The sequence below is a fragment of the Dactylosporangium roseum genome, assembly GCF_025264685.1.
GTDB classification, from domain to species: Bacteria; Actinomycetota; Actinomycetes; order Mycobacteriales; family Micromonosporaceae; genus Dactylosporangium; species Dactylosporangium roseum.
Map to the genome: position 1 here is coordinate 8,173,713 of NZ_CP073721.1, position 25,707 is coordinate 8,199,419.

Below are 25,707 nucleotides of genomic sequence, written 5' to 3' on the forward strand. Positions count from 1 at the left end.
AAGTTTTTCCGACTGTACGGCCGATGGCGTCCGGGTCACGAACGGGTGACGCTCCGGCCGTGGCATACCCGGATTGGGAAAGATCACGGGACGGCGGTCATCGGCGGTCGCCGGAGACCGGGCGATGGGATCCCCGCCATGAGCGCTGGATCCCGCAGCAGCGTGTGCCCGAGGGCGACGCCTACGGCATCGAGCCGTTTCACGCCCGTGCCGATCCCGATGACCCCCGGCCGGGCCAGGGGCGGGTCCTGGACCACGACCACCGCACCGGGGAGTGGACGACCGGCCGCCGCCAGCACCGGCCGAGACCGCCGGGTGAGGATCACCACGCGGTCCGTCCTCGTCGCCGCCCGGCCCCGGCGCGGCAGGCCGACGGCGAGGACGACGAGGTGGACGAGCGCGGCAACTACATCGGCTCGTTCATCGCGACCGCCGGGTGGTACGTGGTGCCGATCCTCGCGTACACCGTCTGGGCCTGCACGTTGTCCGGTGATCCGCGGGAGGGGTGCGTCGATCCCTTCGGTATGCCGTGTCCGGCGCCGCGGACGGAGGCGTTGACGAGTCTGCTCGACAACGGGCCGCGGCTCGCGGTCTCGCTGGCGTTGAGCATCTCGGTGGCGATGTTCCTGGGGTGGGCGACGTCGGGGTGGCGGGCGACGGCGATCGGTTTCGCGAGTGCCGTCCTGGGTGCCGGTGTCGCCACGATGCTGTTCGCGGTGCTGGCGCCCCGGTTCTGACCGGCGGCGAGCGGTCCGGCGACGCAGCGTGGGCCGCCGTGGTTCCCATTGGCCGGTCACGACATGCTCTCGGAACGATCACCGTCGCTCACGGCTTCGTCACCGTCCGATCACGCCCGGATCCGTCCCGGAACGGTCGCCGTCCGACCGGCCAAACACCTTCCAGGGAGGCTTCGATGGTCAGTCGGAAACGCTTGGGTGTCCTCGCCGTCGTGGCGGTCGCGGCGCTGGGTCTTTCGGCGTGCAGTGCGGGAAGCGACAGCGCCGAGAGCAGTTCGGCGAAGGCACCGCAGCACGGGTACGGTCCGCCGGGCACGCCGGCGCCGCAGGCCGACACGGCCGGTGAGGAGTCCGCCGCTGCCGTCGCCGGCGAGCGTTCGGTGACCGATCAGCCGATCTCGACGTTCGCGGTCGACGTCGACACGGCGTCGTACGGCTTCGCGAAGCGGCAGTTGCTCGACGGGCGTCGGCCGTCGCCGAGCACGATCCGGCCGGAGGAGTTCGTCAACGCGTTCAACCAGGGCTACCGGCAGCCGACCGGGAACGGGTTCGCGATCACGGCGGACGGCACGCGCCTGCCGCGGACACACCGCGATGCCGATGACGCGGCGCGCCTGCTGCGGGTCGGGCTGCAGACCCGGGACGAGCCCGCCGGCGAGCGGCGCGACGCGGCGTTGACGATCGTCGTCGACGTGTCCGGGTCGATGGCCGAGCCGGGCAAGCTCGACCTGGTCCGGCACGGCCTGCACACACTCGCCGACGAGCTGCGCTCGTCCGACTCGGTCGCGCTCGTCGCGTACTCGAACGAGGCCGAGGTGCTGCGCCCGATGACGGGGTTGCGTGATCGCGACGCGCTGCACTCGGCGATCGGCCGGCTGCGGGTGGCCGGCAGCACGAACCTGGAGGCCGGCCTGCGGCTGGGCTACGACACGGCGCGCAAGAGCTTCCGCGACGGCGCGACGAACCGGGTCATCCTGCTGTCCGACGGCCTCCCCAACGCCGGTACGACCGACGCGGCGGCACTGGTCCGCGAGGTGCGGGAGGCGGCGGCGAAGCAGATCACGCTGCTCGGCGTGGGGGTGGGCAGCGACTACGGCGACCGCTTCATGGAGCAGTTGGCCGACAAGGGCGACGGTTACGTCGTCTACGTGAGCGAGCGGGAGGAGGCGGCCCGGGTGTTCGTCCAGCAGTTACCGGCGACGTTGGCGGTCCGGGCGCTGGACGCGAAGGCACAGGTGGAGTTCGATCCGAAGACCGTGATCTCGTACCGCCTGATCGGCTACGACAACCGCGCGCTGTCGGCGTCGGCGTTCCGCAACGACAAGGTCGACGGCGGTGAGGTGGGGCCGGGCCACGCGGTGACGGCGCTGTACGCGCTGCACCTGCGCCCGGGCGCCGAGGGCCACCTGGCGGACGTGCGGGTGCGCTGGCAGGACCCGCGGACGCGGGAGGCGAGCGAGCAGACGCAGCCGGTGACGGTGGCGGCGCTGGACGAACAGTTCGCCGAGGCGGCGGTGCCCGTGCGGGTCTGCTACGCGACGGCGTATTTCGCGGAGGTCCTCCGCGGCAGCCGGTTCGCCCGGGAGGTGCGGCTCGGGGACCTGCTGGAGATCACGTCCGCGGCGCGCCGGGCGACCGACGACCCACGGCTCGCCGAGCTCTCCGAGGCCATCTCCGCGGCCGTGAAGCTCTACGACTGACCCCGGAACGCAGCAAAGGGGGCCCGGGGTCGGATGGGCCCCCTTTGCTGTCGGACTACTTGGCCGCGGTCACCTTGACGGTGAAGACGGCGGCGACGTCGGGGTGCAGCTTGATCTGCACCTTGTAGTCACCGACCGCCTTGATGTGGCCGGGCAGCTCGAGGCGGCGACGGTCGATGGCCGGACCGCCGGCCCGCTGGACGGCCTCGGCGATCTCGGCCGGCGTGACCGAGCCGTAGAGCCGGCCACCCTCGCCGGCCCGGACGGCCAGCTTGACCGAGAGGCCTTCGAGCTGACCCTTGACCTCGTTGGCGTGGCCGAGGTCGCGGATCTCCCGGGCCGAGCGGGCCCGCTTGATCGTCACGATCTGCTTCTCCGCGCCCCTGCTCCACGGGATCGCGAACCCCTGCGGCAGCAGGTAGTTGCGCCCGTAGCCGTCCTTCACCTCGACGACGTCGCCGGGGGTGCCGAGGCCGGAGACCTCTTGCTTGAGAATGATCTTCATGTCAGCCCTCCCCTAGCGCGCGGTCGCGGTGTAGGGGAGCAGCGCCATCTCGCGCGCGTTCTTGACGGCACGCGCGATCTGCCGCTGCTGCTGGGCGGTCACACCGGTCACCCGCCGGGCGCGGATCTTGCCCCGGTCGGAGATGAACTTGCGCAGCAGCGCGGTGTCCTTGTAGTCGATGTAGGCGATGCCCTCCTTGTCGAGAGGGTTCACCTTCTTCTTCGGTTTGCGCAGGGCCGCAGCCTTCGCCATTGCTCTTGCTCCTGATGCCTAGAACGGGGGCTCGTCGTCGAAGGATGAGCTCGACCTGCCGCCACCGCCGCCACCGGCCGGGGTCGCGCTGGCCCACGGGTCGTCGTTGAACCCGCCGCCGGCGTTTCCGCCGCCGCCGCCACCGCCACCGCCACCGCCGCCGAAGCCGCCGCCACCGCCGGAGCTGCGCGACATCTTCTGGACCTTGGCGGTCGCGTAGCGCAGCGAGGGGCCGATCTCGTCGACCTCCAGCTCGATGACGGTGCGCTTCTCACCCTCGCGAGTCTCGTAGGTCCGGGACTTGAGCCTTCCCGACACGATCACCCGGGCACCACGCTGCAGCGACTCGGCGACGTTCTCCGCCGCCTGACGCCACACCGTGCAGGACAGGAACAGCGGCTCGCCGTCCTTCCACTCGTTGCTCTGGCGGTCCATGAACCGGGGGGTGGAAGCCACCCGGAACTTGGCGACCGCGGCTCCTGATGGAGTGAAACGCAACTCAGGGTCGTCGGTCAGGTTGCCGATGACCGTGATCGTGGTGTCTCCCGCTGCCATATGAGTCAACTCCTCGCGCGCTGGTGTATGGCCACGATGTCACAGGGGTCTGACAATTTCCCTGGACACACGGCGAAGCAGATCGATCTCGCCCGGGTCCGCTTTAGCGGACTTCGGGCCGGATGACCTTGGTGCGCAGCACGGACTCGTTGAGTCGTAGCTGACGGTCCAGCTCCGCCACGGACTCCGGCGAGGCCTGGAGGTCGATGACGGCGTAGATGCCCTCGGTCTTCTTGTTGATCTCGTACGCGAGGCGCCGGCGGCCCCACACGTCGAGCTTCTCCACCGAGCCACCCGACGTCCGGATCACGTTGAGATACGTGTCGAGCGACGGGGCGACGGTGCGCTCCTCGAGACTGCCGTCGAGGATCACCATGATCTCGTAATGACGCAAGACGTTCTCACCTCCTACGGGCTGAGCGGCCGCGGTCCATCCGCGGCAGGAGGTCATGCGTCGTCGACCGCACCCAGGCGGTCGACCGAACCAGAGTACACACAGCGTGCGCATGGAAAGACCGCGGGGCGCGTCATCCGCTTCTCTGGGTGGGACCTGGGGAGGAACGACCACACCGGTGCGTTGGATGACGGGCCCCGCGGAGCTAGAAGGAATTGTACCTTAAGCGAAGCTCGCACGGGTTGACCGCTGAGCAATAATCGCCCGAATTGCGGCGATTCCTACGCCGACCGCGCAGACCGTCGCGACCAGAGCCAGCAGGCCGGTCGGAGCGTTGCGGACCGGGCCGGTCGCGGCCACCGGCTGCTCCACCATCACCCTGTCCTCGGTCGGCGCACTCGGCTCGGCACCGATCGCCGGCGCGGCGGTGGCGTCCGGCCCGAGCAGCGACGGGTCGGCCGGCTCCGTGCCGGTGGTCTCCGAGCCGTCCGCCGCGCCGGAGCCGCGCGTCGCGCCACCCTGCGTCCGGCTCGACCGGCCGGACGACCCGGCGCTCGTCTTACCGTTGATCGCGTTGCCCGCCGCCGAGGCGGCGGCGCCCGCGGGACCGGTCGGCGTGGCCGGCTTGGCCGATGGCGCGGCCGCCGCGGGCGCGCCGGTCACGCCCACGGCGACCGGCTTGAACTGCTCGACGATGCCGACACCGCAGGAGAAGGTCATCGCGACCTCGACCGCCGGGCCGTTCCGGAACACGACGGGCACCGCCTGGTTCGGCTGTACCGCCGAGACGGCCTTGCCGTCGATCTTGAGGGTCGCGTTCTGGCCGAGACGGTTGACGAAGTTCACCCGCGACTCCGCCGCCACGGTGACGGTGCCGGCGCTCGGCTCGGACTTGCAGACCAGGAGGCTCAGCACGCTGCCGCCGCTGAACTCCACGGTCGGCGTCGCTGGTGCGGCGCTCGCCGGGCCCGCGCCGGTGGTGAGGGCTGCGGCGACGAGCGCCGCGGCGGCCGCGACGATGCGCTTCCCGGCCTTCGGCGCACGGCGACTCGAGCGGACTGCCGAACGGTGTCCAGACAAGGTAGCCATCCAAGGTTGGGGATCGACTGGGGGTCATTCCATCGAGCCGCACGATCACCGTGGGGATCACGAGCGGCTACGTGCGTAACGACGCGACAGACAGGACGGTGACGGAAGCACCGCATTCCGGACGCTTCGGTCGTTACCCTCCCGCCCGGGTCGCGCGAAGTGCCAGCCCCACGTCGTAGGCTCTGCGGCATGCGAATCGGTGCTCACGTCGACCCCGCTGAGCCACTGGCCGAGGCCGACGCGCGTGGTGCGGACCTCGTCCAGTTCTTCCTGACCGACCCGCAGGCCTGGACCGATCCGAAGGACCGTGCCGACGCGGAGGCGCTGCGGTCGTCGGAGGTCGACGTCTACATCCACGCGCCATATCGGATCAACGTCGCCTCCTCCAACAACCGGATCCGCATTCCCAGCCGCAAGCTGCTGTTCAGCCATGCGCAGGGTGCGGCGAAGGTGGGTGCCAAGGGCCTGATCGTGCACGGCGGCCACGTCGAGAAGGCCGACGGCCTCGCGGCCGGCTTCGACAACTGGCGCAAGACCTTCGCCTACGCGGCCGAGCAGGGCGGATTCGCCACCCCGGTGCTGATCGAGAACACCGCCGGCGGCGACAACGCGTGCGCACGCCGGTTCGACTCGCTCGCGCGCCTGTGGGACGCGGTGGGTGACTACGAGGTGGGTTTCTGCCTCGACACCTGCCACGCCCACGCCGGTGGGGAAGCCCTCCTCGACATCGTCGACCGGGTCAAGGCGATCACCGGCCGGATCGACCTGATCCACGCCAACAACTCCCGCGACGGGTTCGACTCCGGCCGCGACCGGCACGACAACCTGACCGCCGGCGAGATCGACCCGGAGCTGATCGTGGCGGTCATCCGGGCCGCCGGTGCGCCGGCCCTGGTCGAGACGCCGGGCGGCACGGAGGGCCAGGGAGCCGACATCACCTATCTGCGGGAGCGGTTGGCGTGACCAACGTTTCGTCGGAGCCAACGGTGTCGGAACCATCGGACGAGGAAGCGTCGGCGACCACCGGGGACGAGGAGCCCGGGAAGCCAGGCGAGCCGGAGAAGCCCGATCCGGCGACCGCCACCGGCAAGAGCGAGGCGGGGGAGCAGAAGCCGGACAGCGACCCGTTCGAGGCGTTCGCCCCGGTGCCCGAGACGGTCCCCGGCCGCGTCCGGCGTATCTCCACGCGGGCCGCCACCGGTGCCGGCCGGTTCCTCGGGCACGAGTGGACCCTGGCCGCGATCGGCTCGGTCCTGTTGGCCGCGCTCATGACCTGGCCGACGCTGAAGCACCCGGCCTCGACCATCCCGCAGGACATCTGGGATCCGACGCTGCAGGCCTGGCAGATGTCCTGGGCGGGGCATGTTCTCACCACCGACCCGGCCCAGTTGTGGAACGCCAACGCGTTCTACCCGAACAAGTACAGCTACGCGTTCTCCGACACCCTGCTCGGCTACGCGCCGGCCGGCATGATCGGCAGCGGCCCGGTGGCCGCCGTGGTCCGGTACAACATCATCTTCGTCCTGATCTTCGCACTCGCATTCTTCGGCGCCTACGCGCTGGCCCGCCAGCTCGGCGCCGGGCGCATCGGCGCGGCGGTGGCGGGCGCGGCCTTCGCCTACGCGCCCTGGCGGCTCGGCCAGGCCGGCCACCTGCATGTGCTCTCGATCGGCGGCATCGCACTGGCCCTGGCCATGCTGGCCCGTGGGCACGGATTCTCGCTCACCAAGGGCTATGAGCCCGACAAGCGGCGCTGGGGCTGGGTCGTCGCCGGCTGGCTGGTGGCCGCCTGGCAGATCAGCCTCGGCTTCGGCATCGGCATCCCGTTCGCATACGTGCTGCTCGGCATCGTGCTCATCACGGCGGTGCTGTGGGGCTACCGGCACGTCCGGGTGTGGGCGGTCACCAGGCCGTTCGGCTGGAAGCTCTTGCTGGCCAACCTCGGCGGCGGGCTCGCGTTCGCCGCCGTCGGCGCGCTGATGGCCTATCCCTATCTCCAGGTCCTCGAGCAACACCCCTATGCGCGGCGCAGCGAGGAGATCCTGTCGCTGTTCTCGCCGCCGATCCAGGGCTTCTTCATCTCACCGCCGGAGTCGTGGCTGTGGGGCGACGCGTATGCGAGCGCCCGCCAGTCGCTCACCTGGGCACCCGAGATGGCGCTGCTGCCCGGCTTCTTCCTCTACGGCCTCGCGTTCGCCGGCCTGTTCGTCTCGACATGGCGGATCCGGCACCGGGTCTACCTCGGCATCGGCGTCGTCGTGTCGATCATGCTGGCGATGGGCACCCATGGTCCCGGCGACGGCGAGTTCGGCTACCTGGCGCTCTACCGCGCACTGCCGGGCTTTGACGGCATCCGTACCTCCGGCCGCCTCATGGTCTGGACGACGCTGTTCCTGGCGCTACTCGCGGCGGGGGCCGTCAGCGCGTTCGCCCGCCAGGCCGTCGAGCTGTTCGCCGATCGCACCCAGACCGACATCGGCACGCGGGCCGGCTTCTGGCCCCGATTCGCCACGCTGATCCCGCTGGTCCTGGTGCTGATCGAGGGCCTGCACATCCCCTACCCGACCAATCCGGCGGTGCCGAAGGCGCCGATCGCCATGAGCACGCTGCAGGGCCCACTCATGGTCCTGCCGACCGACGAGCTCACCGACATGAACATCATGCTGTGGAGCACCGACGGCTTCCCGAAGATGATCAACGGGGGTAGCGGCTTCACCCCGCGCAACCAGGAGGAGCTGCGGCTGGCCATGCAGCAGTTCCCCGACGAGGCCAGCGTCACGGCGCTGCGCGACCTGAAGGTCCGCACCGTGGTGGTGATCCGCAGCCGCGCGGTGGGCAGCCCCTACGAGCGCGCCATCGACGCCCCGATCGACGGTCTGGGGCTGGACCGCACCGAGCAGGGCGACGTGGTTCTGTACAAGCTCACCGACTGATGACCCGGCCGCTGGAGGATCGCGGCCGTGGACCAGACAACTTGACCTTGGCGGAAGTCCGTGCCGCTGGCCACGGACTTCCGCCAAGGTCAACGTTCGCCGACCACGGCCGGTCTCCGGGAGCTCAGCCGACCCTGACGAGCGCGCCGGGTCTGTCCTCCTCGGCGGGTGCTCGGTCGTTGTAGACGCCGCCGTCCGGGTCTTTGCCCTCGTAGGTCGTCCGGACCACGTCCCGCTCCGGGTTGCGGATGTCGCGGATCACGAAGCCGACCAGCACGCACAGCGTGACCAGCCGCAGGATCGAGGCGAGCACGAAGACCCCCTCGGGGAACACCTGCCGGCCGGACGCTCCCATGAGTTCGCCGTAGAAGGACACGAAGTAGAGGACCTCCGCGGCCTGCCAGGCGAGAAACGCCCCCCAACGCGGCCGGGCGAGGATCGCCAGCGGGAGGAGCCACAGCACGTACTGCTGCGACCACACCTTCCCGGTGATGAGGAAGGCCGCCACGATCAGGAACGCCAACTGGGCGAGGCGCGGCTCGTGACGCGCCGTCAGGCCCAGGATCAGGATGCCGACGCAGGAGATCACGAAGAGCCCGAGATAGAGGATGTTGAGCGTGGAGTGCTCGGGATCCTGGTCGAGCTGTTGGAAGAAGGGGAAGCCGTACTGGCCTGAGCCGCGCGGGAAGTGCGCCCCGATGTACCACAGCGTGCCCCAGTCGATGCCGCGCTCCGAGTTGAACTCGAAGAACCGCAGCCAGGAGTCGCGGTAGAGCACGGCGATCGGCACGTTGATCGCAAGCCAGGCGAGGAGGCCGGTGCCCACGGTGACGAAGAAGTCGCGCCACTTGCCCGTGCGCAGGCTGAGCACCAGAAACGCGCCCAGGATGAGCATCGGATAGAACTTCGCCGCGGTCGCCAGTCCGAGGAACAGGCCGGCGAGCACGGGTTTTCGCTTGGCCCAGTAGGTCATCGCGATGGCCGCGAGCCCGACGGTGAAGAGGTCCCAGTTGACGGTCGCCGACACGAAGAGCGCCGGCGCCAGCGCGAACATGGCGGCGTCCCAGGGCCGGCGGCGCCGCACGGCGAGGATCGCGCCGACGGCCGCGACGCCGAAGGCGCCGAGCACGATCGCGTTGAGGTCGTAGAAGGTCTGGCCCTCGTTGCTGACCACGCCCTGCTGGCCGAGGCTGTGCACCGGCAGGCCGAGGACACCCATGAGCGCGCCGGTCAGGGCCGGGTATTCGACGGGGTGGTCGGCGTAGGGGACCTTGCCCTCATTGAGGCCCTCCGCGTAGTACAGCGCGAGGACGTCGGTGTAGCAGAAGTACTTGTACTGCTTCATGTCCGCCCAGGCGGCGTCACGGCAGGGGGACTTCTGCATCCAGTGGAAGCTCAGCATGGCACAGATGAGCAGCAGCACCACGCGGGCCGGCGTCCAGAACCGGCCACCACCGGGCATGCGGACCGGCTGTCGCACGGCGTGGTCGCCGAGGGGACCGCCGATCGATTCGGACAGGCCACCGACGAAGCGGTCGGAGTTGGCGGGCTCGTCGCTCAGACGCTCGGGGCGCACAATCGGCGGCATCGGATCACCGTACCGTCGCCGGCTCTGAAGCGGAGGCATGCCCGGCCCGGTCGCGGGCCGTGGACCGGATCGGCAGGACGAACAGCAGGGCCACGAACAGCAGCAGATACCAGTTCTTGATCAGGAAACCCGGCACGCCGTCACCCCACGGGTGGACGGGCAGGCCCTGCTCGAACCACGACACCATTCCGAGCCCGACGGTGACCGCGATGACCACGGCGAACGCCAGGTGTTTCCGCGTGGTCGTCACCAGCACGACCAGGGCGGGGACGAACCAGTACAGGTGGTGGGCCCAGGTGATCGGGCTGGCCAGGCAACCGACGATGCCGGCCAGGGTCAGGCCGACGACCTCGTCGCCCACCAGGGCCGCCTTGCGGGCGCGCCACAGACCGTAGCCGGCGGTCGCGAGCACCAGCAGCACCCAGGCGATCCGGTTCGGCGGCGAGTCGATGCGGGCGAGCATGCCGAAGAGGGACTGGTTGAAGGTGTAGGCGGCGTTGCCGATGCCTTCGCCCTTCCACAGCACCGACGTCCAGAAGTCCCAGGAGGCGCGCGGCGCGATCGCCGCCGTCAGCAGAGTGGCGCTGGACGCGCTGGCGATCGCGGTCAGGCCGGCGCGATACCGGCGGCTGACCAGCAAGTACACGATGAAGATCGCCGGAGTCAGCTTGATGGCGGCGGCCAGGCCGATCAGCACGCCCGCCCACCGGCTGCCGCGAGGCAGCAGGATCAGCAGGTCGGCGAGGATCAGCACGACGAGCACCATGTTGATCTGGCCGAACGTATACGTTTCACGGATCGGCTCCAGTGCGCTCACCACGGTCAGCGCCAGCACCATCGCGAAGATCTTGTCCCGGGCGACCGGCGCGACCAGCCAGTAGGTCGTGAGGACAACGGCGGCGACGGTGAGCACGGCGTAGAGGGTGACGGCGCCGCCCCACGGCAGCACGCCGAACGGCACTAGGACAAGGGCACCGAACGGTGGATAGGTGAAGCCGAGGGCACCCTGCGTGTCGTCCGGTTTGGTGAAGTCGTAGAGATCGTGACCGTCCAGCCACCAGTTGACGGCCTGCCGGTAGATACCGAGGTCGAAGAACTGGTGCCGATTGCCGTACCACCAGTGCCCGTAGGCGACGAGTGCCACAAGCGATGCGAGCAGCACCCATCGGACGGCCTTCAGCCTGCCCGCCTCCAAAACGCCCACCCCCAACGACGGCGGCCACGGTCCCGGCGAACATACCGCCGGCGCCGTGGCCGCTCATCTTCGACCCTCGATCAGCGTCTTCGGGTGGGGCTGGTCGTCGGGATGATCCCGCCGCCGTTACCGCCCTGGCCAGGGCTGGGATTACCCGGGCTTCCGGGAATGCCCCCGTTTCCGTCGCCGCGGTTGTTCGGCTCGCCGGACGTTCCCGGCAGCGGGATGGTCGGCTGCGGCGAGATACCCGTGCCGACATCCTTGTGACCGACGTTCTTCGCCGACGGGAAGTTGACCTTCGGCATCTTCATCGCGGTGAGTGCGCCGTCGAGGAAGTCGCGCCAGATCGGGCCGGGCAGGTTACCGCCGATGATCGGGTCGCCGTTCTTCTTGACGATCTTCTGTTCCTCGGCCTTGTTGCCCACCCAGACCGCCGCCGCCAGACCCGGCGACTTCTTGCCCGGGTCGGAGGCACTGTAGCCGACCATCCACGCGTGCGCGTTGTTGTTGGTCTGGCCGAGCTGCCACGTTCCGGTCTTGCCCGCGATCTGGCGGCCGTCCTTGGTCTTCAGGTTGTAGTGCTTCGGCACGTCCTGGAGCACCGTGTTGAGGTCATCGGCCATCTGGTCCGTGAAGCCCGGGATCCGGGTCGGCTTGATCACCTCGCCGTAGGTCTTCTTGCCGTTGGTCCACACCTCCTTGAGGAAGTGCGTCTTCGCCGCGAGCCCCCGTGCGGCGAAGGTGGCGATACCACCGGCGTGCTCCACGACGGTGACCGGGTACTGGCCGAAGGCGACCTCGGTGTTGAAGTAGGTCGGGAACACCTCGGAACCCTTTTTCTTCACCAGGTCGATCTTCTCCGACTTGAGGTTGCCGGTCTGCGGGTCCTTGACGGTCGCCCACATCTCGGTGATGCCGGCGGCACGTGCGGTGTCGATCACCCTCGCTTCACCGACGTCGATGGCGAGGGCGAAGAACGGCACGTTGAGCGACATGACGGTGACCTCCTCCAAGGTGCACCACTTCCCGGAGCCCGACTTGCACTTCGGTGAGGTGGCATTGCCCTCACCGGCGTTCTTGACCGGGTTCTTGGGGCCTCGACCGCGCTCCTTGAACTCCTGCGGTGAGTCGCCGTTCCACTTGGATTCGATCGAGTAGCCGGCCATCAGGCCGGTGGCCAGTGTGTACACCTTGAACGTCGAGCCCGGCGGGTGGGCACCGAAGCAGCCGTCCCCACCGTCGCCGAGCACCGGGTCTTTGTAGCAGCCGGCGTAGTCGACGCCGGTGCCCTTGTCCCCGCCGTAGTAGGCCTTGACCGCGCCGGTGCCCGGCTCGACCGCGACGAGTGCGGCCTGCAGGTTGTCGGGCTGCCCGTTCATGTTCGACTCTTTGTTGCGGCTGGCCTCGCGCACGGCGATCTGCTGGACGGTCGGGTCGACCGTGGTGACGATCTTGAGGCCGCCATTGCGGATCTTGTCGAAGTTCTTCTTGCCGTCGGGGTCGGTGTCCTCGTAGAGCAACTGCCCGGTCGTCGGGTTGGTCAGTGCGGCCACCTCGTCGAGCACGTGGTGCACGATGAGTCCCTCGGGCTTGTCCATGCTGCCCTGGGTCTTCTTCGCGTTCTCACGGGCCTGGGCGGGGGTCAGGACCTTACCTTCGGGATAGGCCATCTTCGAGTCCGCTTCCGCGGCCGGCACGAAATTGAGCTTGACCATCTGCCCCTTGATGTAGTTGAACCGCTCGAGGGCCTGCTGCTTGTCGATGTTGGGGTCGAAGGGGCTGCCCTTGGTGCCCTCGGGGTTCTTGATGATGCCGGCGAGGACCATGCCCTCCGCGACCGTGAGGTCCTTGGCCGGCTTGCCGAAATACGCCTGCGCGGCCGCCTGGATCCCGTAGGCGCCTCGCCCGAAGTAGACGACGTTGAGGTACATCTCCATGATCTTGGACTTGTCGTACTGCTTGTTGAGCTTGAGCGCGATGACGGCCTCGCGCAGCTTCCGGGCGTAGGTGACGCCTTCGAGCTCGGCCCACCGCCGCGCATACTGCTGGCTGATCGTCGACGCACCCTGCCGGTCGCCACCGGTGACGTTGTTCCAGGCGGCGCGGATGACGCCTTTGTAGTCGACGCCGTCGTTGGTGTAGAAGGTGTTGTCCTCGGCCGCGACGACCGCCTGCTCCACGTGCTTGGGGATCTCGGTGATCGGGATGACCGTGCGGTTCTCGTCGCCGATCTTGGCCATCGGGGTGACCCCGTCGGCGTAGTAGATCGTGGTCGACTGCTTCATCGTGAGGTCTTCGGGCAGCGCGACCTGGTCGAAGTAGTAGGTGCCGCTCACCAGGCCGATGCCGGCGAGCATAATGAACGCGGCGATCGAGGCGATGAGGATGTTACGCCGGCGCCGCTTCTTGGCCTTGGCACTGGTGCTCGCGGCACTCTTGCCCTTGCCGCCGGGTCCGTTGGAGATGATGTCGCCGGGCGGGTCGGCGATCCCTTCGGCAGGTGCGCCGACCCGCACCGAGGCACGCGCGACCGCGGCGCGGCCGGAGGAACCCGCGGCGCCGGCGACCGGCACTGAAGCGGAGGCGCGAGCGGTGGCCGGCTCACTGCTGGGCGGGGACACGCTTGCGCGGCCCACCTGCGCGCGCCCGACGGTGGCCCGGCCGGCCGAGCCTATCGGCGGTGGCTCGGCACGCTTGATGGAATCATCTGGTCCCGGCGCGGAACCGGGGACCTGCGCGCGGCCCGAAGGGGGGTTGTCCGGGTCACCGTAGTTCATTCGTCCCACCTTGCCGGTTGCGTCGTTGTCGCATGCTCCGTCGCCACCATGTCTGTGAGCTGAGCCACTTGTCGGTCGGCCGGCGCGGGGTGGCCTCCTTGCCGCGCGCCGGCGGGATGGTCAGGACGTCGAAGGGAAAGACCCTGTCGAAGTGACAACGCTCTGCCACGACGATCAGGTTCACTCGGCCGCCCCTCCTCGGACCCGGCTCGACCGGCCGTCGGCCCCGTCGTCCGGATCCGCCAGGCCGTCGCGGCCCAACAGGTATTGCTCCACGAGGTGGTTCCAGCCGCAGTCCCGGCACACTTCGACGACGTAGACGTGAAACTCACTCAGCGTCATCGCCAGCAGTGGCAGCTCGGCCAGGCGGCGGGCCTGACCGGACGACTGCCGGAGCTCATCCCCGTAGATGTAATGCACGTGGGTGAGGTTTTCCCGGCGGCATACCGGGCACAGCTCCTCGGTCGGCTCACCGTGGAATTTCGCTGCGCTCTTCAGGTATGGCGATGCGTCGCACACCTCATAGGTGCCGACGCGGCCTGAGTGCACCTCACGCAGCAGGGCGCGTCTCCGCAAGGAGAAGTCGACGACCTGACGCTGCGTTCGCATGGGGCCGAGGGTACGCGGTCAGGCCTCGCACGGCGACCTCGGTCACGATAGGTAACCGTCCGATAGACGACCAGCGGTGTGAGCTAGGCCACTCGGATACTCACGTTGCATCCGTTCGGTCAGCGGCCTACCGTTCGATGTATCGGACCGATACATCGGGCCGGCTTACCGGGAGGAGGCCAGGAATGCTCGAGTTGGCGATCCTCGGTCTTCTCCACGAGTCCCCCATGCATGGGTACGAGCTCCGCAAGCAGCTCACCACCAAGCTGGGCGCGTTCCGTTTCGCGATCAGCTACGGCTCCCTCTACCCGACGCTGCGCCGGCTACAGGCGAGCGGCTGGATCACCGAAGGTGCCCCGGCGACGGGCATGCCGACGTCCACCGAAGACGTGCCCCTGCTCACCGGCAAGCGGGGCCGCGTGGTCTACACGATCACCGCGGACGGCAAGGAGCGCTTCCAGGAGCTGCTCGGCGCCGCCGGTCCCGAGACCTACGAAAGTGAGGCCGGTTTCGGGGTGCATTTCGCGTTCTTCGCCCGCACCGACCCCGCGACCAGGCTGCGGATCCTCGAGGGCCGTCGCCGTCGCGTCGAGGAACGCCGGGAGGGTCTGCGCGACGTGCTCAATCGGGCCGCCGAACGGCTCGACGCCTACACCCTCGAGCTGCAGCGTCACGGGCTCGATGCGTGTGAACGTGAGGTTCGCTGGCTCGAAGAGCTCATCGCGAACGAACGCAGTGGCAAATCTCCTCAACCGCCTTCGGCAGAAGGTCCGGAGCGGTCATCGTGAACAACAAGAAGGGGGCATCCGCGATGAGCTCCGTCCGCGTTGCCATCGTCGGTGTCGGTAACTGCGCCTCGTCCCTGATCCAGGGCGTGGAGTATTACCGCGACGCCGACCCGAACGACCGGGTACCGGGTCTCATGCACGTCAAGTTCGGCGACTACCACGTCGGTGACGTGCAGTTCGTCGCCGCGTTCGACGTCGACGCGAAAAAGGTCGGTCAGGATCTGGCGGCGGCGATCAGCGCCAGCGAGAACAACACGATCAAGTTCTGCGATGTGCCGCCCACCGGCGTGACCGTCCAGCGTGGCCCGACCCTCGACGGCATGGGCCAGTACTACCGCGAGATCATCGAAGAGTCGGACGAGCAGCCGGTCGACGTCGCCGCCGCGCTCCGCGAGGCGCGGGTCGACGTCGTCGTCTCCTACCTGCCGGTCGGCTCCGAGGAGGCGGACAAGTTCTACGCCCAGGCCGCGATCGACGCGGGCTGCGCCTTCGTCAACGCCCTGCCGGTCTTCATCGCCTCCGACCCGGTGTGGGCCAAGAAGTTCGAGGACGCCGGCCTGCCGATCGTCGGCGACGACATCAAGAGCCAGGTGGGTGCCACGATCGTCCACCGCGCCCTGGCGAAGCTGTTCGAGGACCGCGGCGTCGAACTGCTCCGCACGTACCAGCTCAACTTCGGCGGCAACATGGACTTCATGAACATGCTGGAGCGCACCCGCTTGGTCTCGAAGAAGATCTCGAAGACCCAGTCGGTGACGTCCCAGATCCCGCACGAGATGACCAAGTCGGACGTCCACATCGGCCCGTCGGACCACGTGCCGTGGCTCGACGACCGCAAGTGGGCCTACATCCGCCTCGAGGGCAAGTCCTTCGGCGACACGCCGCTCAACGCGGAGCTCAAGCTCGAGGTCTGGGACTCCCCGAACTCGGCCGGCGTGATCATCGACGCCCTCCGCGCCGCGAAGATCGCCAAGGACCGCGGCATCGGCGGCCCGATCCTGTCGGCGTCGAGCTACTTCATGAAGTCCCCGCCGGTCCAGTACAACGACCACGACGCACACGAGTCGGTCGAGAAGTTCATCAAAGGTGAGGTCGAGCGCTGAGACTCACCCTTTCCGCACGCGGGCGCCCCTTCCGTCTTCGACGTGGGAGGGGCGTTCTGCTGTGGTCCGCCGCTTTTCATGGCTCGGGTCCGTGCAACTGACGACCGTCGCCCTCCCGCCAGACACCGGCGCTGGGGCCGCTGCGCGGCCCGGACGCCTGCCATCGCCGTCGTGCCAAGCCCCCACCCCTGCCGATATTGCGACCGTGGCGTCCGACCGTGGCGTCCGACCGCATGATCGAGCAAGGCCGCGAAGTTCAGCCCGACAGTCCCTGCCAACCAGGCCAAGACCGACAATTCAAGCACGGCGCGTCGCCCCGACGCGTCCCGGCACAATCCGCCGTCGCGCCGCTCGACCTCATGATCATGGGAAAGATGTGGCTGCCCCGATAGCCAGATCTTTCCCATGATCTGAAGTGGAGCGGCGCGGCGGCGGATCCCGGGCGGAACGCGCGCCGGCCGGCACACCTCGTCACCATTCCGAAGCGCAACGTCGGAGTGGACAGGCGACCACACACGTCTCGACCTCGCGGCCCTGCGTCATGGTCACCTACAGCGGTCAGGAGAAGCCGAACTCCAGCTCGATGCGGACCCTCGCCTCGAGCTCCAGCAGCACCTTCTTGCGCCACAGGCCGCCGCCGAAGCCGACCAGCTTGCCGTCCGCGCCGACCACGCGGTGGCACGGGATGATGACCGGGATCGGGTTGCGGTTGCACGCCACGCCGACCGCCCGGGCCGCGTCCGGCTCACCCACCGCTGACGCTATCTGGCCGTAGGTGCGCATCTCGCCGTAAGGAATGGCGTAGAGCTCGCGCCACACCGCACGCTCGAAGTCGGATCCGCCGGGCACCGACAGGGGCACTGTGAACCGCAGCGGCTCGCCCCCGAAGTATCGGGCCAGCTCGTCCGCCGCCCGCTCCAGCAGGCCCTCCAGCGACACCTTCGCGGCCGGCGCGCCGCCGAACCGGACGCCACACACGCCGACGTCGTCGACCGCCACCCCGAGGGCGTCGATCGGCGCGGGAACCTCACCCCATCGCACGGCGCCAATTGTGCCTCTTTGCCGGACGGACCAGGTGGCGCGCCGGGGTTACCCTCCAGTTGGTATGTGGGAGGGGGACCGTGGGGTGGCGACGACGTTCCTGGTGATCGGCGGCATCGGTGTCGTCGTGCTGGCGGTGTCGGTGCTGATCGGCGACCTCTTCCACGTCGGCCACCCCGACGCCGCCGGTCCGTTCTCGCTGCCCGCGGTGGCCGGGTTCATCGGCGCGTTCGGGTTCGCCGCCGCGATCGTCGCAGCGGTCACCGACTCGAAGGTCGCGCCCGTCGCCGTCGGCGCCGTGGCCGCGGTCCCGACCGCCTGGCTGGCCACAAGGCTGGCCCGGATGGCCATGAACATGCGGACCGACGCCACCCCGACCCAGCGGGACATGATCGGCACCACCGGGGTGGTCGTCACCCCCATCACCGCGAACGGGTTCGGCGAGATCCGCATCTCGCTGGGCGGCCAGCCGGTCAAGCTCAGCGCCCGCGCCGACAAGCCGATCCCGCTGGGCGCCCGGGTCTTCGTCATCGAGGCGACCAGTTCCACCAGCGTAATCGTCGAGGAAACCCCCCTCTGAGTCGGCGCAACGCCTGACCAAGACGTCGAAGTAACGCCTACATACAAAGGAAGCAGATGGACACTGTTCTGCTCGTCGCGATCGGCGGCGCCGTGCTGCTGGTCCTGTTCCTCGTGCTGTTCATCGTGTCGCGGATCAAGGTGGCCGGGCCCAACGAGGCGTTCATCATCACCGGCCGCAAGGGCAAGTCGGTGCAGGGTCTCGACGGCACCCGGTCGACCGATCTCTCCGGGCAGAAGGTCGTCATGGGTGCGTCGGTGTTCGTCGTGCCGATCGTGCAGAAGCTGCAGGTCCTCGACCTGTCCAGCCGCCGCATCCACGTCGAGATCACCGGTGCGGTGAGCAAGCAGGGCATCCGGGCCAACCTGCAAGGTGTCGCGATCGTCAAGGTCGGCGGCACCGAGGACGCGATCCGGGCCGCCGCCCAGCGGTTCCTCAACCAGCAGCAGGGCATCGACCTGTTCACCAGCGAGGTGCTCGCCGGTGCGCTGCGCTCGATCGTCGGCCGGCTCACCATCGAGGAGATCATCCGCGACCGCACCGCGTTTGCCGGAGCCGTGGCCGAGGAGGCCGAGCACTCGCTGACCAACCAGGGTCTCGTGCTCGACACCTTCCAGTTGCAGGACATCTTCGCCGAGGGCTCGTACCTCGCCGACCTCGGCCGCCCCGAGGCCGCCCGCGTGCTGCGCGACGCCGCGATCGCCGAGGCGCACGCCCGGCAGGCCGCCGAGTCGGAGCGGTTGAAGTCGGAGGAGGCGATCGCCGAGGCGAACCGGAACCTTGCGCTGAAGCAGGCCGGCATCCAGGCCGAGATCGACGCGGCCAAGGCGAAGTCGGCCGCGGCCGGCCCGCTCGCCCAGGCGGAGCGCGACCAGGCGATCCTCGCCGAGCAGCAGAAGGTCGCCGAGCGCAACGCCGAGCTCAAGCAGCGCCAGCTCGACACCGAGGTCCGCAAGCCGGCCGACGCCGAGCGGTACCGCGTCGAGCAGGAGGCCGAGGCCGCCAAGAACGCGGCGATCGCCAAGGCCGAGGCGCAGCGGCAGGCGACGATCGCGGCCGCGCAGGCGTCCGCCGAGCAGGCGCGCCTCACCGGTGAGGGTGAGCGGTCCCGCCGCGCCGCGCTCGCCGAGGCCAACGCGATCGAAGGTGCCAAGGAGGGTGAGGCGGAGCAGCGGCGCCGTGTCGCCATCGCCGAGGCGCTCGAGCGCGAGGGTTCCGCCGAGGCGTCCGCGATCCTGGCCCGCGGCCAGGCCGAGGCGGAGGCGATGCGGCTCAAGGCCGACGCCTTCGCGACGTACGGCGAGGCGGCCATCCTCGACCTGCTCGTCCGTGTCATGCCGGACGTGGTGAAGGCCGCCAGCGACCCGATGGCCAACATCGACAAGATGACGGTCATCTCGACCGACGGCGCGTCGTCGCTGACGAAGTCGGTGGCCAACAACGTGGCCCAGGGCTTGCAGTTGGGCACCGACCTCACCGGCATCGACCTCGCCAAGCTGCTCAGCAAGCTGGGCGGCCTGGCCGCCGACGAGCCGGTGAACGGGCGGCCGGCGGTCGAGGCGCCGAAGTCCTGACGGCTTCCGCGAAGAAGGCCCGCCCCATCTGTCGGTGCGGGCCTTCTCCATGTGCGCCGCGCGTGGAGCACCGTAGGCTTTTGCCGTGTCCACCGCCGCAGCACCCGCACCTGTTCAGTCTCAGTTCGTGCGGTCGGTCCTGCGGCAGCAAGGGTTCCGCCGGCTGCTGGCGGTGCGGGTGATCGCCCAGGTCGGTGACGGGCTGTTCCAGGGCGCGCTCGCCGGCAGCGTGTTGTTCAACCCCGAGCAGCGGGCCGGCGCCATGGCGATCGCGGCCGGCTTCGCGGTGCTGCTGCTGCCGTATTCACTGATCGGGCCGTATGTCGGAGTGTTCCTGGACCGCTGGCGCCGCCGCTCCATCATCGCCGTCGCCAACTCGACTCGCGCGCTGCTGGTGCTGCCGATCGCGCTCTACATCTGGCACGGCGACGAGTCGCTCGTGGCGTTCCTGCTGGCCCTCGTCGTCATCGGCCTCAGCCGGTTCTTCCTGGCCGGCCTGTCCGCGGCCACGCCGCACGTGGTCGACGACTCCATGCTGGTGACCGCGAACTCGTTCTCCGCGACGCTCGGGTCGCTGAGCTTCTCGGTCGGCATCGGCACCGGCGCCGCGCTCATCAAGAACGTGCTGGGCACGTCGTTCCACGGCTACGCGCTGGTCGCCGCCCTCGCCGCGGTGTTCTACGTGACGTCGGCGCTGACCGGACGGATCTCGTTCGGCCCCGAAGATCTCGGCCCCGACGCGGCGGACCGGGACGGGCAGCCGGTCCGGGAGGCCGTGCGGGAGGTGAACCACGGGACGATCGCCGGGGTGCGGCACCTGGCGGTCAAACGCGGCGCGGCCTACCTGGTCCTCGTGCAGGCCGCGTTCCGGCTGTTCTACGGCGTCGTGCTGCTCGCGAGCCTGCTGCTGTTCCGGACCGTGTTCAATCCCGGCGACAACGTCAGCGACTCGTTCGGTACCATCGCCAACGCTTTTCTCGCGGGTGGCGTGGGGATGCTGATCGCGTCGTTCGTGACGCCGCCGATCGCCCGCCGGATCGGTGGCTGGCGCTGGGTGACGATCGGGGTGACCGCGACCGGGCTCGCGATCCTGGGCTTCGGCCTGCCCTTCGACCCGGTCCTCCTGCTCGGCGCGGTCTTCGTGACCGGCCTGGCCGCACAGGGCCTCAAGATCGTGACCGACACGGCGCTGCAGCACGAGTGTGCCGACGACTTCCGCGGCCGGGTCTTCAGCATCAACGACACGGCGTTCAACCTGACGCTCGTCGCCGGGATGTACCTCGGTGCGCTCGCCCTGCCCGACAACGGCCGGTCGCCTGCCGTGCTGACCGCGGTCGCGATCGGATACGTGCTGGTGGCTGCCGGCTACGCCGTGCTGGGTGGCCGGTGGGCCCGCCGGGTCGGCGACGACATCGCCGGGCCCGACAGGGCCACAACCGCACTGGTCAGGCGCTAGCTAGCGCCGGGTCAGCGTCGACTGGATCCGGGCGGTGCTGAGCGTCAGCGTGTCGCCGGAGCAGGTGTACTTCGACGGGTCGTCTCCCGGGCTGAAGGGCTCGGTCTCGTTGACGCCGAGGCTCGGCGCGCTGACGGTGCCGCTGCCGTCGCTCTTGAGGTTGGTGTAGGCGATGCTGCCGCCGGCGGTGTGGACGTCGGCGGTCACGTTGGCGTTGACCGTCAGGACGACGTGGGCCTTCGTGCCCTGGACCGTGGGGTCGCCGGAGAACCGCGTGTCCTTGAAGGTCTGGGTGTGCTTGCCGTCGGCCGTGAACGTCAGGACCGCACCGTTCGCGTCCAGCTTGAACGGCACGTCACCGATGCCCTGCATGGAGACCTGCTCGGTGTAGGTCTTGGTCTGCCAGCTACCGACCAGGCACTCGTCGATGATCGCGCTCGGCTTGGCGCTCGCGCCCTTGCTCGGGCCGTTCGTCGTCTGGCCCGGCTGCGCGACCGGGGTGTCCTTCGGGTCGTCGCCGCCCTTCATCGCCGCGACCACGACGATCGCGACGACCAGCAGCACCAGCACTCCGGAGAGGGCGAGGACCGGCACGAGGAAGTTGTTCTTCTTCGGCGGGGTCGGCGAGGCGCCGTACTGCCCGCCGTAGGTGGTCGGCGGGTACGAGGGCGGGCCGCTGACCTGCCCCGGATACCCCGGGCCGCTGACCTGCCCCGGATACCCCGGGCCGCTGACCTGATCCGGGAACGAGGGGTCCTGGCTGGGGTAACCGGCATAGGCCCCGCCGCTGTACGGCGCGCCGCTGTACGGCGATCCGCTCGTCGGCGGTTGCGGCGCCTGCGGGACGCCTCGATAGGTGCGGCACTGCGTGCAGTAGCCGTTCGCATCAATGCCCATGCCGCCGCAGGTTGGACACGGCTGCATGTCTGCCTCCAAGAATCGGGATGTCACTCAACGAGGGGGATCGTGTAGCGACGGTAGCTGACCGGGTCTACGCGCAGAACCGACCGAATCGCCACATGCACGACGCAACCGGGGTCAGAGTTCTGACAGCGGCGAACAGGCGTCTCGGCCGTCCGGGAAGAATGCTCGGCGTGATCGTCGTATTCGCCGGGACCTCCTGGGACGGTGTGGCCGGCTCGGATCGCCTGCTCGCCACCGAGCTCGCCGCCCACACCGACGTGCTCTGGGTCGACCCGCCGATCTCGGCGGCGACCCCGGACCGGTACCGCTACGGCGCCTCCCGGCTCGGGATGACACCGCTGCTGCGGCGGGTGTCGCCTTCTTCGCACCGGTTGACCCCGCGGGCGCTGCCGATGCACACGCGGCCCTACGTGAAGGTGAGCACGGCGGCGCTGCTGCGCTCGCAGGCGCGGCGGGCGCTGCGCCGGCTCGGTCGCCGCCCGGCCGCGGTGATGGCCTGCAACCTCGTCGACGTCCTGCGCGGCTGGGAGCCCGGCGTGACGAAGGTGCTCTACGGCACCGACGACTTCGTCGCGGGTGCCGCGTTGATGGGGCACGACGCGGACCGGGTCGCCGCCGACGAGCGGCGCCAACTGGCGAACGCCGATCTGGTGGTGGCGATTTCGACGGTACTGGCTGAGCGTTGGACGTCGATGGGCGCTCGCCGCGTGGAACTGATCCCCAACGGCGTGCAGACGTCCGCCTACCGTGATTTGTCGCTTTTGTCGCCAGCGCCGGAGGCCGGCGGCCTCGCCTCGCCCGTCGCCGGCGTCATCGGGCAGTTCTCCGACCGCACCGACTTCGACCTGCTGGCAGCCCTCGCCGACGACGGCATCTCCCTGCTGCTCGTCGGCCCGCACGACGCACGGTGGGAGCCCGAGCGCTTTCCCCGGCTGGTGGCTCGACCCAACGTGGTGTGGGTCGGCCGGCAGCCGTTCGAGAAGGTGCCGTCGTTCCTGCGGGCCGTGGACGTGGGGGTCACGCCGTACCGGGACACGCCGTTCAACCGGGCCTCGTTCCCGCTCAAGACGCTGGAGTACCTCGGCGCGGGCAAGCCGGCCGTGAGCACCGATCTTCCTGCCGTCCACTGGCTCGACTCCCCGCTGGTCCGTGTCGCGAACACCCCGAAGGAACTGGTCGCCGCGGTGCGCGAGGCCGCCGCCGAGTCCAGCGTGCCGGAGCTGGTCGCCGCTCGCCGCGAGTTCGCCGAGCAGCACTCGTGGACCCAGCGCGCGGCGACCCTGGCATCGGTGCTGGGTCTGTCCCACCGACATCACAACACGTTGTAATCGTAGAATTACTTGGTGTCGTCATCTGAGCAGTTTGAGCCGCCCGCACCCGGGGCGCCGTTGCCGCACGAACTGGCCGAACCCCTGCCGCCGCCAGCACCCGATCCCGGGGCGCCGGGTGCACTGCCGGCGTCGGCACTGCGATCGTCGGCACCACGCGACACCGACGAGGCCGAGGAGCAGTTCCCGCCGCCGCACACCGGCGACGAGGCCGCGCCGGCCCGGCGGCGGCGCTGGGTCGCGCCGGTCGTGACCGGGCTCGGTGCCCTGCTCGTGCTCTGCGGGATCGGCACCGTGCTCGTCTATGTCGCGGCCGGGGAGGAGACGCGTCGCGTCGCCGCACCGTTGAACTCGCATACTGTCTCACCGGGCGGAAATGCCGGCGCGCCGGTCGGCGAGGCGCCGATCACCTCGCCGGGCGCCGGAACGAGCCGCGGGCCGACCGCCGGGCCGACCGCCGCCGCACCGCCACCGGCCACCGGCGTGCCCTGCGCGTACGCCTCGGCCGGCCGGGGCAACGGCGAGGTGCGGCTGGCCACGACCCCGGCGCCACGCGCGACGCTCACCGGCAAGCCCACGGCGACGATGGAGACCAACCTCGGCGCGATCGGCCTGCGACTCTTCGCCGACCGCGCGCCGTGCACCGTGAACTCCTTCGTCCACCTGGCCCGCGACGACTTCTACACCGACACGCCCTGTCACCGGCTGACCACCGATGGCCTGTGGGTGCTGCAATGCGGCGACCCGGGCGGGACCGGAACCGGAACCCCGGGGTACCAGTTCGGCGACGAGAACCTGCCGACCACCCTGCCGCCCTACCCGCGGGGCACCCTGGCCATGGCCAACGCCGGGCCGGGGACCAACGGCTCGCAGTTCTTCATCGTCTACAAGGACAGCGACATCCCGCCGGACTACACCGTCTTCGGCGAGGTGACCAGCGGCCTCGACCTGCTGGACCGGATCGCCGCGGAGGGCACGGCCACCGGCACCGCCGACGGGCCGCCGAAACTCGCCGTGCAGATCACCGAGATCAGGGCGTCTTGATGCCCTCGGACGCCGCCCAGCGCAGCAGCTCGGCCTCGGCCTCGTCGCGGTCCAGCGGGCCACGCTCCAGGCGCAGCTCCTTGAGGTGGCGCCACGCCTTGCCGACGATCGGCCCCGGCGGCACCCCGAGCAACTCCATGATCGCGTTGCCGTCGAGGTCGGGCCGGACCCGCGCCAGGTCCTCCTCGGCCGCGATCCGGGCGATACGCGCCTCGAGCGCGTCGTAGTCGGCCGCGAGCTGGGCCGCCTTGCGGCGGTTGCGGGTGGTCACGTCCGACCGGGTGAGGCTGTGCAGCCTGGGCAGCAGCGGGCCGGCGTCGGTGACGTAACGCCGGACGGCCGAGTCGGTCCACTCGCCTCGGCCGTAGCCGTAGAAGCGCAGGTGCAGGGCGACGAGCTCGGCGACGTCGGCGATGACGTCCTTGGGGAACTTCAGCGCCTTCATCCGCTGCTTGGTCAGCCGGGCGCCGACGACCTCGTGGTGGTGGAAGCTCACGCCGCCGTCGGGCGCGACCGCCTTGGTGGCCGGCTTGCCGATGTCGTGCATCAGCGCGGCCATGCGCAGGACGAAGTCGGGGCCGTCCTTCTCGTGGCCGATGGCGTTGCGCACCACGATCAGCGTGTGCTCGTACACGTCCTTGTGCTGTGCGTGCTCGTCGATCTCCAACTTGAGGCCGGACAGCTCGGGCAGGAACTGCTCCGCGAGGCCCGTGTCGACCAGCAGGCGCAGGCCGGTGATCGGGTCGGCGCCGCACACGAGCTTGACGAACTCGTCGCGGATCCGCTCGGCCGTGATGCGGGACAGGTCGCCCGCCATCTCCAGCATGGCCGTGTAGACCTCGGGCGCGACCTCGAACCGCAACTGGGAGGCGAACCGGGCGGCGCGCAGCATGCGCAACGGGTCGTCGGCGAACGACTCCTCCGGCGCGCCCGGGGTGCGCAGCACACGCTGGGCGAGATCGGTCAGCCCGCCATACGGATCCGTGAACTCGTGACCGGGCACGGACACCGCCATGGCGTTGACGGCGAAGTCACGGCGACGCAGGTCGTCGATGAGGCTGTCGCCGTATTGCACGATGGGGTTGCGGCTGACCCGGTCATACGCGTCCGCGCGGAACGTCGTGATCTCGATCCGCAGGCCGCGCCGGGCGATGCCGATGGTGCCGAACTCCGCCCCGGTCGTCCACACCGACTCGGCCCAGCCCTTGACGACCCGCAACGTCTCGTCCGGCCGGGCGTCGGTGGTGAAGTCGAGGTCGTCGCCGAGACGCCCGAGCAGGGCGTCGCGGACCGAACCGCCGACGAGGTGCAGTTCGTGGCCGGCCGCGACGAACCGGCGGCCGAGCTCGTCGGCGACGGGGGAGACGCGGAGCAGCTCGTGCACGGCACGGCGCTGCGCCTCGGTGAGGGCACGTGAGGTTTCGGACATCGGTCGGACAGCCTATCGCTACGGTCGGGGCAGGCACCGAGGGTAGCTGTCCGGTGTGGATCGGGTCGCGTGAAATCCGCAGGGCACCGGAAGTGTCGGCGGGTGC

General features: G+C 69.6%; 23 protein-coding genes. 11 read left to right on the top strand and 12 right to left on the bottom strand.

Annotation, left to right across the window (positions count from 1 at the left end; all coding sequences use genetic code 11):
• Window positions 1-59 precede the first annotated feature (59 nt).
• Window positions 60-737, top strand: a complete 678-nt coding sequence (locus Drose_RS38475) for a DUF1616 domain-containing protein (RefSeq protein WP_260726099.1) — start codon at window positions 60-62, stop codon at window positions 735-737.
• Window positions 738-913: 176 nt separating this feature from the next.
• Window positions 914-2,437: a vWA domain-containing protein gene (locus Drose_RS38480; protein ID WP_260726100.1), complete on the top strand. Its 1,524-nt coding sequence runs from the start codon at window positions 914-916 to the stop codon at window positions 2,435-2,437.
• Window positions 2,438-2,492: 55 nt separating this feature from the next.
• Here the strand turns inward: Drose_RS38480 and rplI are convergent, their stop codons facing one another.
• The 5 genes from rplI to Drose_RS38505 form a co-directional block, all read right to left on the bottom strand.
• Complete coding sequence (rplI, locus tag Drose_RS38485) at window positions 2,493-2,942, bottom strand: 50S ribosomal protein L9 (protein WP_260726101.1); 450 nt, start codon at window positions 2,940-2,942, stop codon at window positions 2,493-2,495.
• Window positions 2,943-2,954: 12 nt separating this feature from the next.
• Window positions 2,955-3,194 carry a 30S ribosomal protein S18 gene (gene rpsR / locus Drose_RS38490; RefSeq protein ID WP_033359945.1) on the bottom strand — a complete coding sequence of 80 codons (240 nt, stop codon included), beginning with the start codon at window positions 3,192-3,194 and terminating at the stop codon, window positions 2,955-2,957.
• A gap of 18 nt (window positions 3,195-3,212) precedes the next feature.
• Window positions 3,213-3,749: a single-stranded DNA-binding protein gene (locus Drose_RS38495; RefSeq protein ID WP_260726102.1), complete on the bottom strand. Its 537-nt coding sequence runs from the start codon at window positions 3,747-3,749 to the stop codon at window positions 3,213-3,215.
• 103 nt (window positions 3,750-3,852) lie between these two features.
• Window positions 3,853-4,143, bottom strand: a complete 291-nt coding sequence (rpsF, locus tag Drose_RS38500; protein WP_259860495.1) for a 30S ribosomal protein S6 — start codon at window positions 4,141-4,143, stop codon at window positions 3,853-3,855.
• A gap of 222 nt (window positions 4,144-4,365) precedes the next feature.
• Window positions 4,366-5,223 (bottom strand): hypothetical protein, encoded by an 858-nt coding sequence (locus tag Drose_RS38505; RefSeq protein ID WP_260726103.1) that lies wholly within the window; start codon window positions 5,221-5,223, stop codon window positions 4,366-4,368.
• A gap of 198 nt (window positions 5,224-5,421) precedes the next feature.
• On the opposite strand from Drose_RS38505, the gene Drose_RS38510 reads away from it, so the two are divergent.
• Together Drose_RS38510 and Drose_RS38515 are read left to right on the top strand one after the other, a co-directional pair.
• Window positions 5,422-6,195 carry a deoxyribonuclease IV gene (locus Drose_RS38510; RefSeq protein ID WP_260726104.1) on the top strand — a complete coding sequence of 258 codons (774 nt, stop codon included), beginning with the start codon at window positions 5,422-5,424 and terminating at the stop codon, window positions 6,193-6,195.
• Window positions 6,196-6,218: 23 nt separating this feature from the next.
• Window positions 6,219-8,165, top strand: a complete 1,947-nt coding sequence (locus tag Drose_RS38515; RefSeq protein WP_260726105.1) for a hypothetical protein — start codon at window positions 6,219-6,221, stop codon at window positions 8,163-8,165.
• Between the two features lie 124 nt (window positions 8,166-8,289).
• Here Drose_RS38515 and Drose_RS38520 read toward each other — a convergent pair whose 3' ends face one another.
• The 4 genes from Drose_RS38520 to Drose_RS38535 all read right to left on the bottom strand — a co-directional run bounded on the left by Drose_RS38520 (window position 8,290) and on the right by Drose_RS38535 (window position 14,334).
• Window positions 8,290-9,753, bottom strand: a complete 1,464-nt coding sequence (locus tag Drose_RS38520) for a glycosyltransferase family 87 protein (RefSeq protein WP_260726106.1) — start codon at window positions 9,751-9,753, stop codon at window positions 8,290-8,292.
• 4 nt (window positions 9,754-9,757) lie between these two features.
• On the bottom strand, window positions 9,758-10,915 hold the full coding sequence (locus tag Drose_RS38525) for a glycosyltransferase 87 family protein (RefSeq protein ID WP_260726107.1): 1,158 nt from the start codon (window positions 10,913-10,915) through the stop codon (window positions 9,758-9,760).
• A gap of 113 nt (window positions 10,916-11,028) precedes the next feature.
• Window positions 11,029-13,569, bottom strand: coding sequence for a transglycosylase domain-containing protein (locus tag Drose_RS38530; RefSeq protein WP_260726108.1), 2,541 nt, complete (start codon window positions 13,567-13,569; stop codon window positions 11,029-11,031).
• A 336-nt stretch (window positions 13,570-13,905) separates the two neighbouring features.
• Window positions 13,906-14,334 carry a DUF5318 domain-containing protein gene (locus tag Drose_RS38535; protein WP_260726109.1) on the bottom strand — a complete coding sequence of 143 codons (429 nt, stop codon included), beginning with the start codon at window positions 14,332-14,334 and terminating at the stop codon, window positions 13,906-13,908.
• A gap of 185 nt (window positions 14,335-14,519) precedes the next feature.
• Here Drose_RS38535 and Drose_RS38540 point away from each other — a divergent pair, with 185 nt between their 5' ends.
• Together Drose_RS38540 and Drose_RS38545 are read left to right on the top strand one after the other, a co-directional pair.
• Complete coding sequence (locus Drose_RS38540) at window positions 14,520-15,122, top strand: PadR family transcriptional regulator (RefSeq protein ID WP_260726110.1); 603 nt, start codon at window positions 14,520-14,522, stop codon at window positions 15,120-15,122.
• Window positions 15,123-15,145: 23 nt separating this feature from the next.
• Window positions 15,146-16,225: an inositol-3-phosphate synthase gene (locus Drose_RS38545; protein WP_260729962.1), complete on the top strand. Its 1,080-nt coding sequence runs from the start codon at window positions 15,146-15,148 to the stop codon at window positions 16,223-16,225.
• A gap of 558 nt (window positions 16,226-16,783) precedes the next feature.
• Here Drose_RS38545 and Drose_RS38550 read toward each other — a convergent pair.
• Entirely contained in the window at window positions 16,784-17,266 is a 483-nt protein-coding gene (locus Drose_RS38550; protein WP_260726111.1) for a methylated-DNA--[protein]-cysteine S-methyltransferase, read from the bottom strand.
• Between the two features lie 64 nt (window positions 17,267-17,330).
• On the opposite strand from Drose_RS38550, the gene Drose_RS38555 reads away from it, so the two are divergent.
• From Drose_RS38555 to Drose_RS38565, 3 genes are all read left to right on the top strand, one after another.
• Window positions 17,331-17,846, top strand: a complete 516-nt coding sequence (locus Drose_RS38555; protein ID WP_260726112.1) for an NfeD family protein — start codon at window positions 17,331-17,333, stop codon at window positions 17,844-17,846.
• A gap of 56 nt (window positions 17,847-17,902) precedes the next feature.
• Complete coding sequence (locus Drose_RS38560; RefSeq protein ID WP_260726113.1) at window positions 17,903-19,420, top strand: SPFH domain-containing protein; 1,518 nt, start codon at window positions 17,903-17,905, stop codon at window positions 19,418-19,420.
• A gap of 127 nt (window positions 19,421-19,547) precedes the next feature.
• On the top strand, window positions 19,548-20,876 hold the full coding sequence (locus tag Drose_RS38565; protein ID WP_260726114.1) for an MFS transporter: 1,329 nt from the start codon (window positions 19,548-19,550) through the stop codon (window positions 20,874-20,876).
• On the opposite strand, the gene Drose_RS38570 is transcribed toward Drose_RS38565, so the two are convergent.
• Complete coding sequence (locus Drose_RS38570) at window positions 20,877-21,773, bottom strand: hypothetical protein (protein WP_260726115.1); 897 nt, start codon at window positions 21,771-21,773, stop codon at window positions 20,877-20,879. It abuts the gene before it with no gap.
• A gap of 197 nt (window positions 21,774-21,970) precedes the next feature.
• Here Drose_RS38570 and Drose_RS38575 point away from each other — a divergent pair, with 197 nt between their 5' ends.
• Window positions 21,971-23,128: a glycosyltransferase gene (locus Drose_RS38575; RefSeq protein WP_260726116.1), complete on the top strand. Its 1,158-nt coding sequence runs from the start codon at window positions 21,971-21,973 to the stop codon at window positions 23,126-23,128.
• Between the two features lie 15 nt (window positions 23,129-23,143).
• Window positions 23,144-24,172 carry a peptidylprolyl isomerase gene (locus Drose_RS38915; protein ID WP_313899982.1) on the top strand — a complete coding sequence of 343 codons (1,029 nt, stop codon included), beginning with the start codon at window positions 23,144-23,146 and terminating at the stop codon, window positions 24,170-24,172.
• Here the strand turns inward: Drose_RS38915 and Drose_RS38585 are convergent.
• Window positions 24,159-25,601, bottom strand: coding sequence for a CCA tRNA nucleotidyltransferase (locus Drose_RS38585; RefSeq protein ID WP_260726117.1), 1,443 nt, complete (start codon window positions 25,599-25,601; stop codon window positions 24,159-24,161). The genes Drose_RS38915 and Drose_RS38585 overlap by 14 nt on opposite strands.
• Between the last annotated feature and the right edge of the window lie 106 nt (window positions 25,602-25,707).

Excerpts from the sequence above, each read along its gene's own strand:
- Drose_RS38480 (WP_260726100.1), top strand. The coding sequence starts at position 914 with ATGGTCAGTCGGAAACGCTTGGGTGTCCTCGCCGTCGTGGCGGTCGCG.
- rplI (WP_260726101.1), bottom strand. The coding sequence starts at position 2,942 with ATGAAGATCATTCTCAAGCAAGAGGTCTCCGGCCTCGGCACCCCCGGC.
- rpsR (WP_033359945.1), bottom strand. The coding sequence starts at position 3,194 with ATGGCGAAGGCTGCGGCCCTGCGCAAACCGAAGAAGAAGGTGAACCCT.
- Drose_RS38495 (WP_260726102.1), bottom strand. The coding sequence starts at position 3,749 with ATGGCAGCGGGAGACACCACGATCACGGTCATCGGCAACCTGACCGAC.
- Drose_RS38510 (WP_260726104.1), top strand. The coding sequence starts at position 5,422 with ATGCGAATCGGTGCTCACGTCGACCCCGCTGAGCCACTGGCCGAGGCC.
- Drose_RS38520 (WP_260726106.1), bottom strand. The coding sequence starts at position 9,753 with ATGCCGCCGATTGTGCGCCCCGAGCGTCTGAGCGACGAGCCCGCCAAC.
- Drose_RS38535 (WP_260726109.1), bottom strand. The coding sequence starts at position 14,334 with ATGCGAACGCAGCGTCAGGTCGTCGACTTCTCCTTGCGGAGACGCGCC.
- Drose_RS38540 (WP_260726110.1), top strand. The coding sequence starts at position 14,520 with ATGCTCGAGTTGGCGATCCTCGGTCTTCTCCACGAGTCCCCCATGCAT.
- Drose_RS38545 (WP_260729962.1), top strand. The coding sequence starts at position 15,146 with ATGAGCTCCGTCCGCGTTGCCATCGTCGGTGTCGGTAACTGCGCCTCG.
- Drose_RS38555 (WP_260726112.1), top strand. The coding sequence starts at position 17,331 with ATGTGGGAGGGGGACCGTGGGGTGGCGACGACGTTCCTGGTGATCGGC.
- Drose_RS38560 (WP_260726113.1), top strand. The coding sequence starts at position 17,903 with ATGGACACTGTTCTGCTCGTCGCGATCGGCGGCGCCGTGCTGCTGGTC.
- Drose_RS38570 (WP_260726115.1), bottom strand. The coding sequence starts at position 21,773 with ATGGGCATTGATGCGAACGGCTACTGCACGCAGTGCCGCACCTATCGA.
- Drose_RS38585 (WP_260726117.1), bottom strand. The coding sequence starts at position 25,601 with ATGTCCGAAACCTCACGTGCCCTCACCGAGGCGCAGCGCCGTGCCGTG.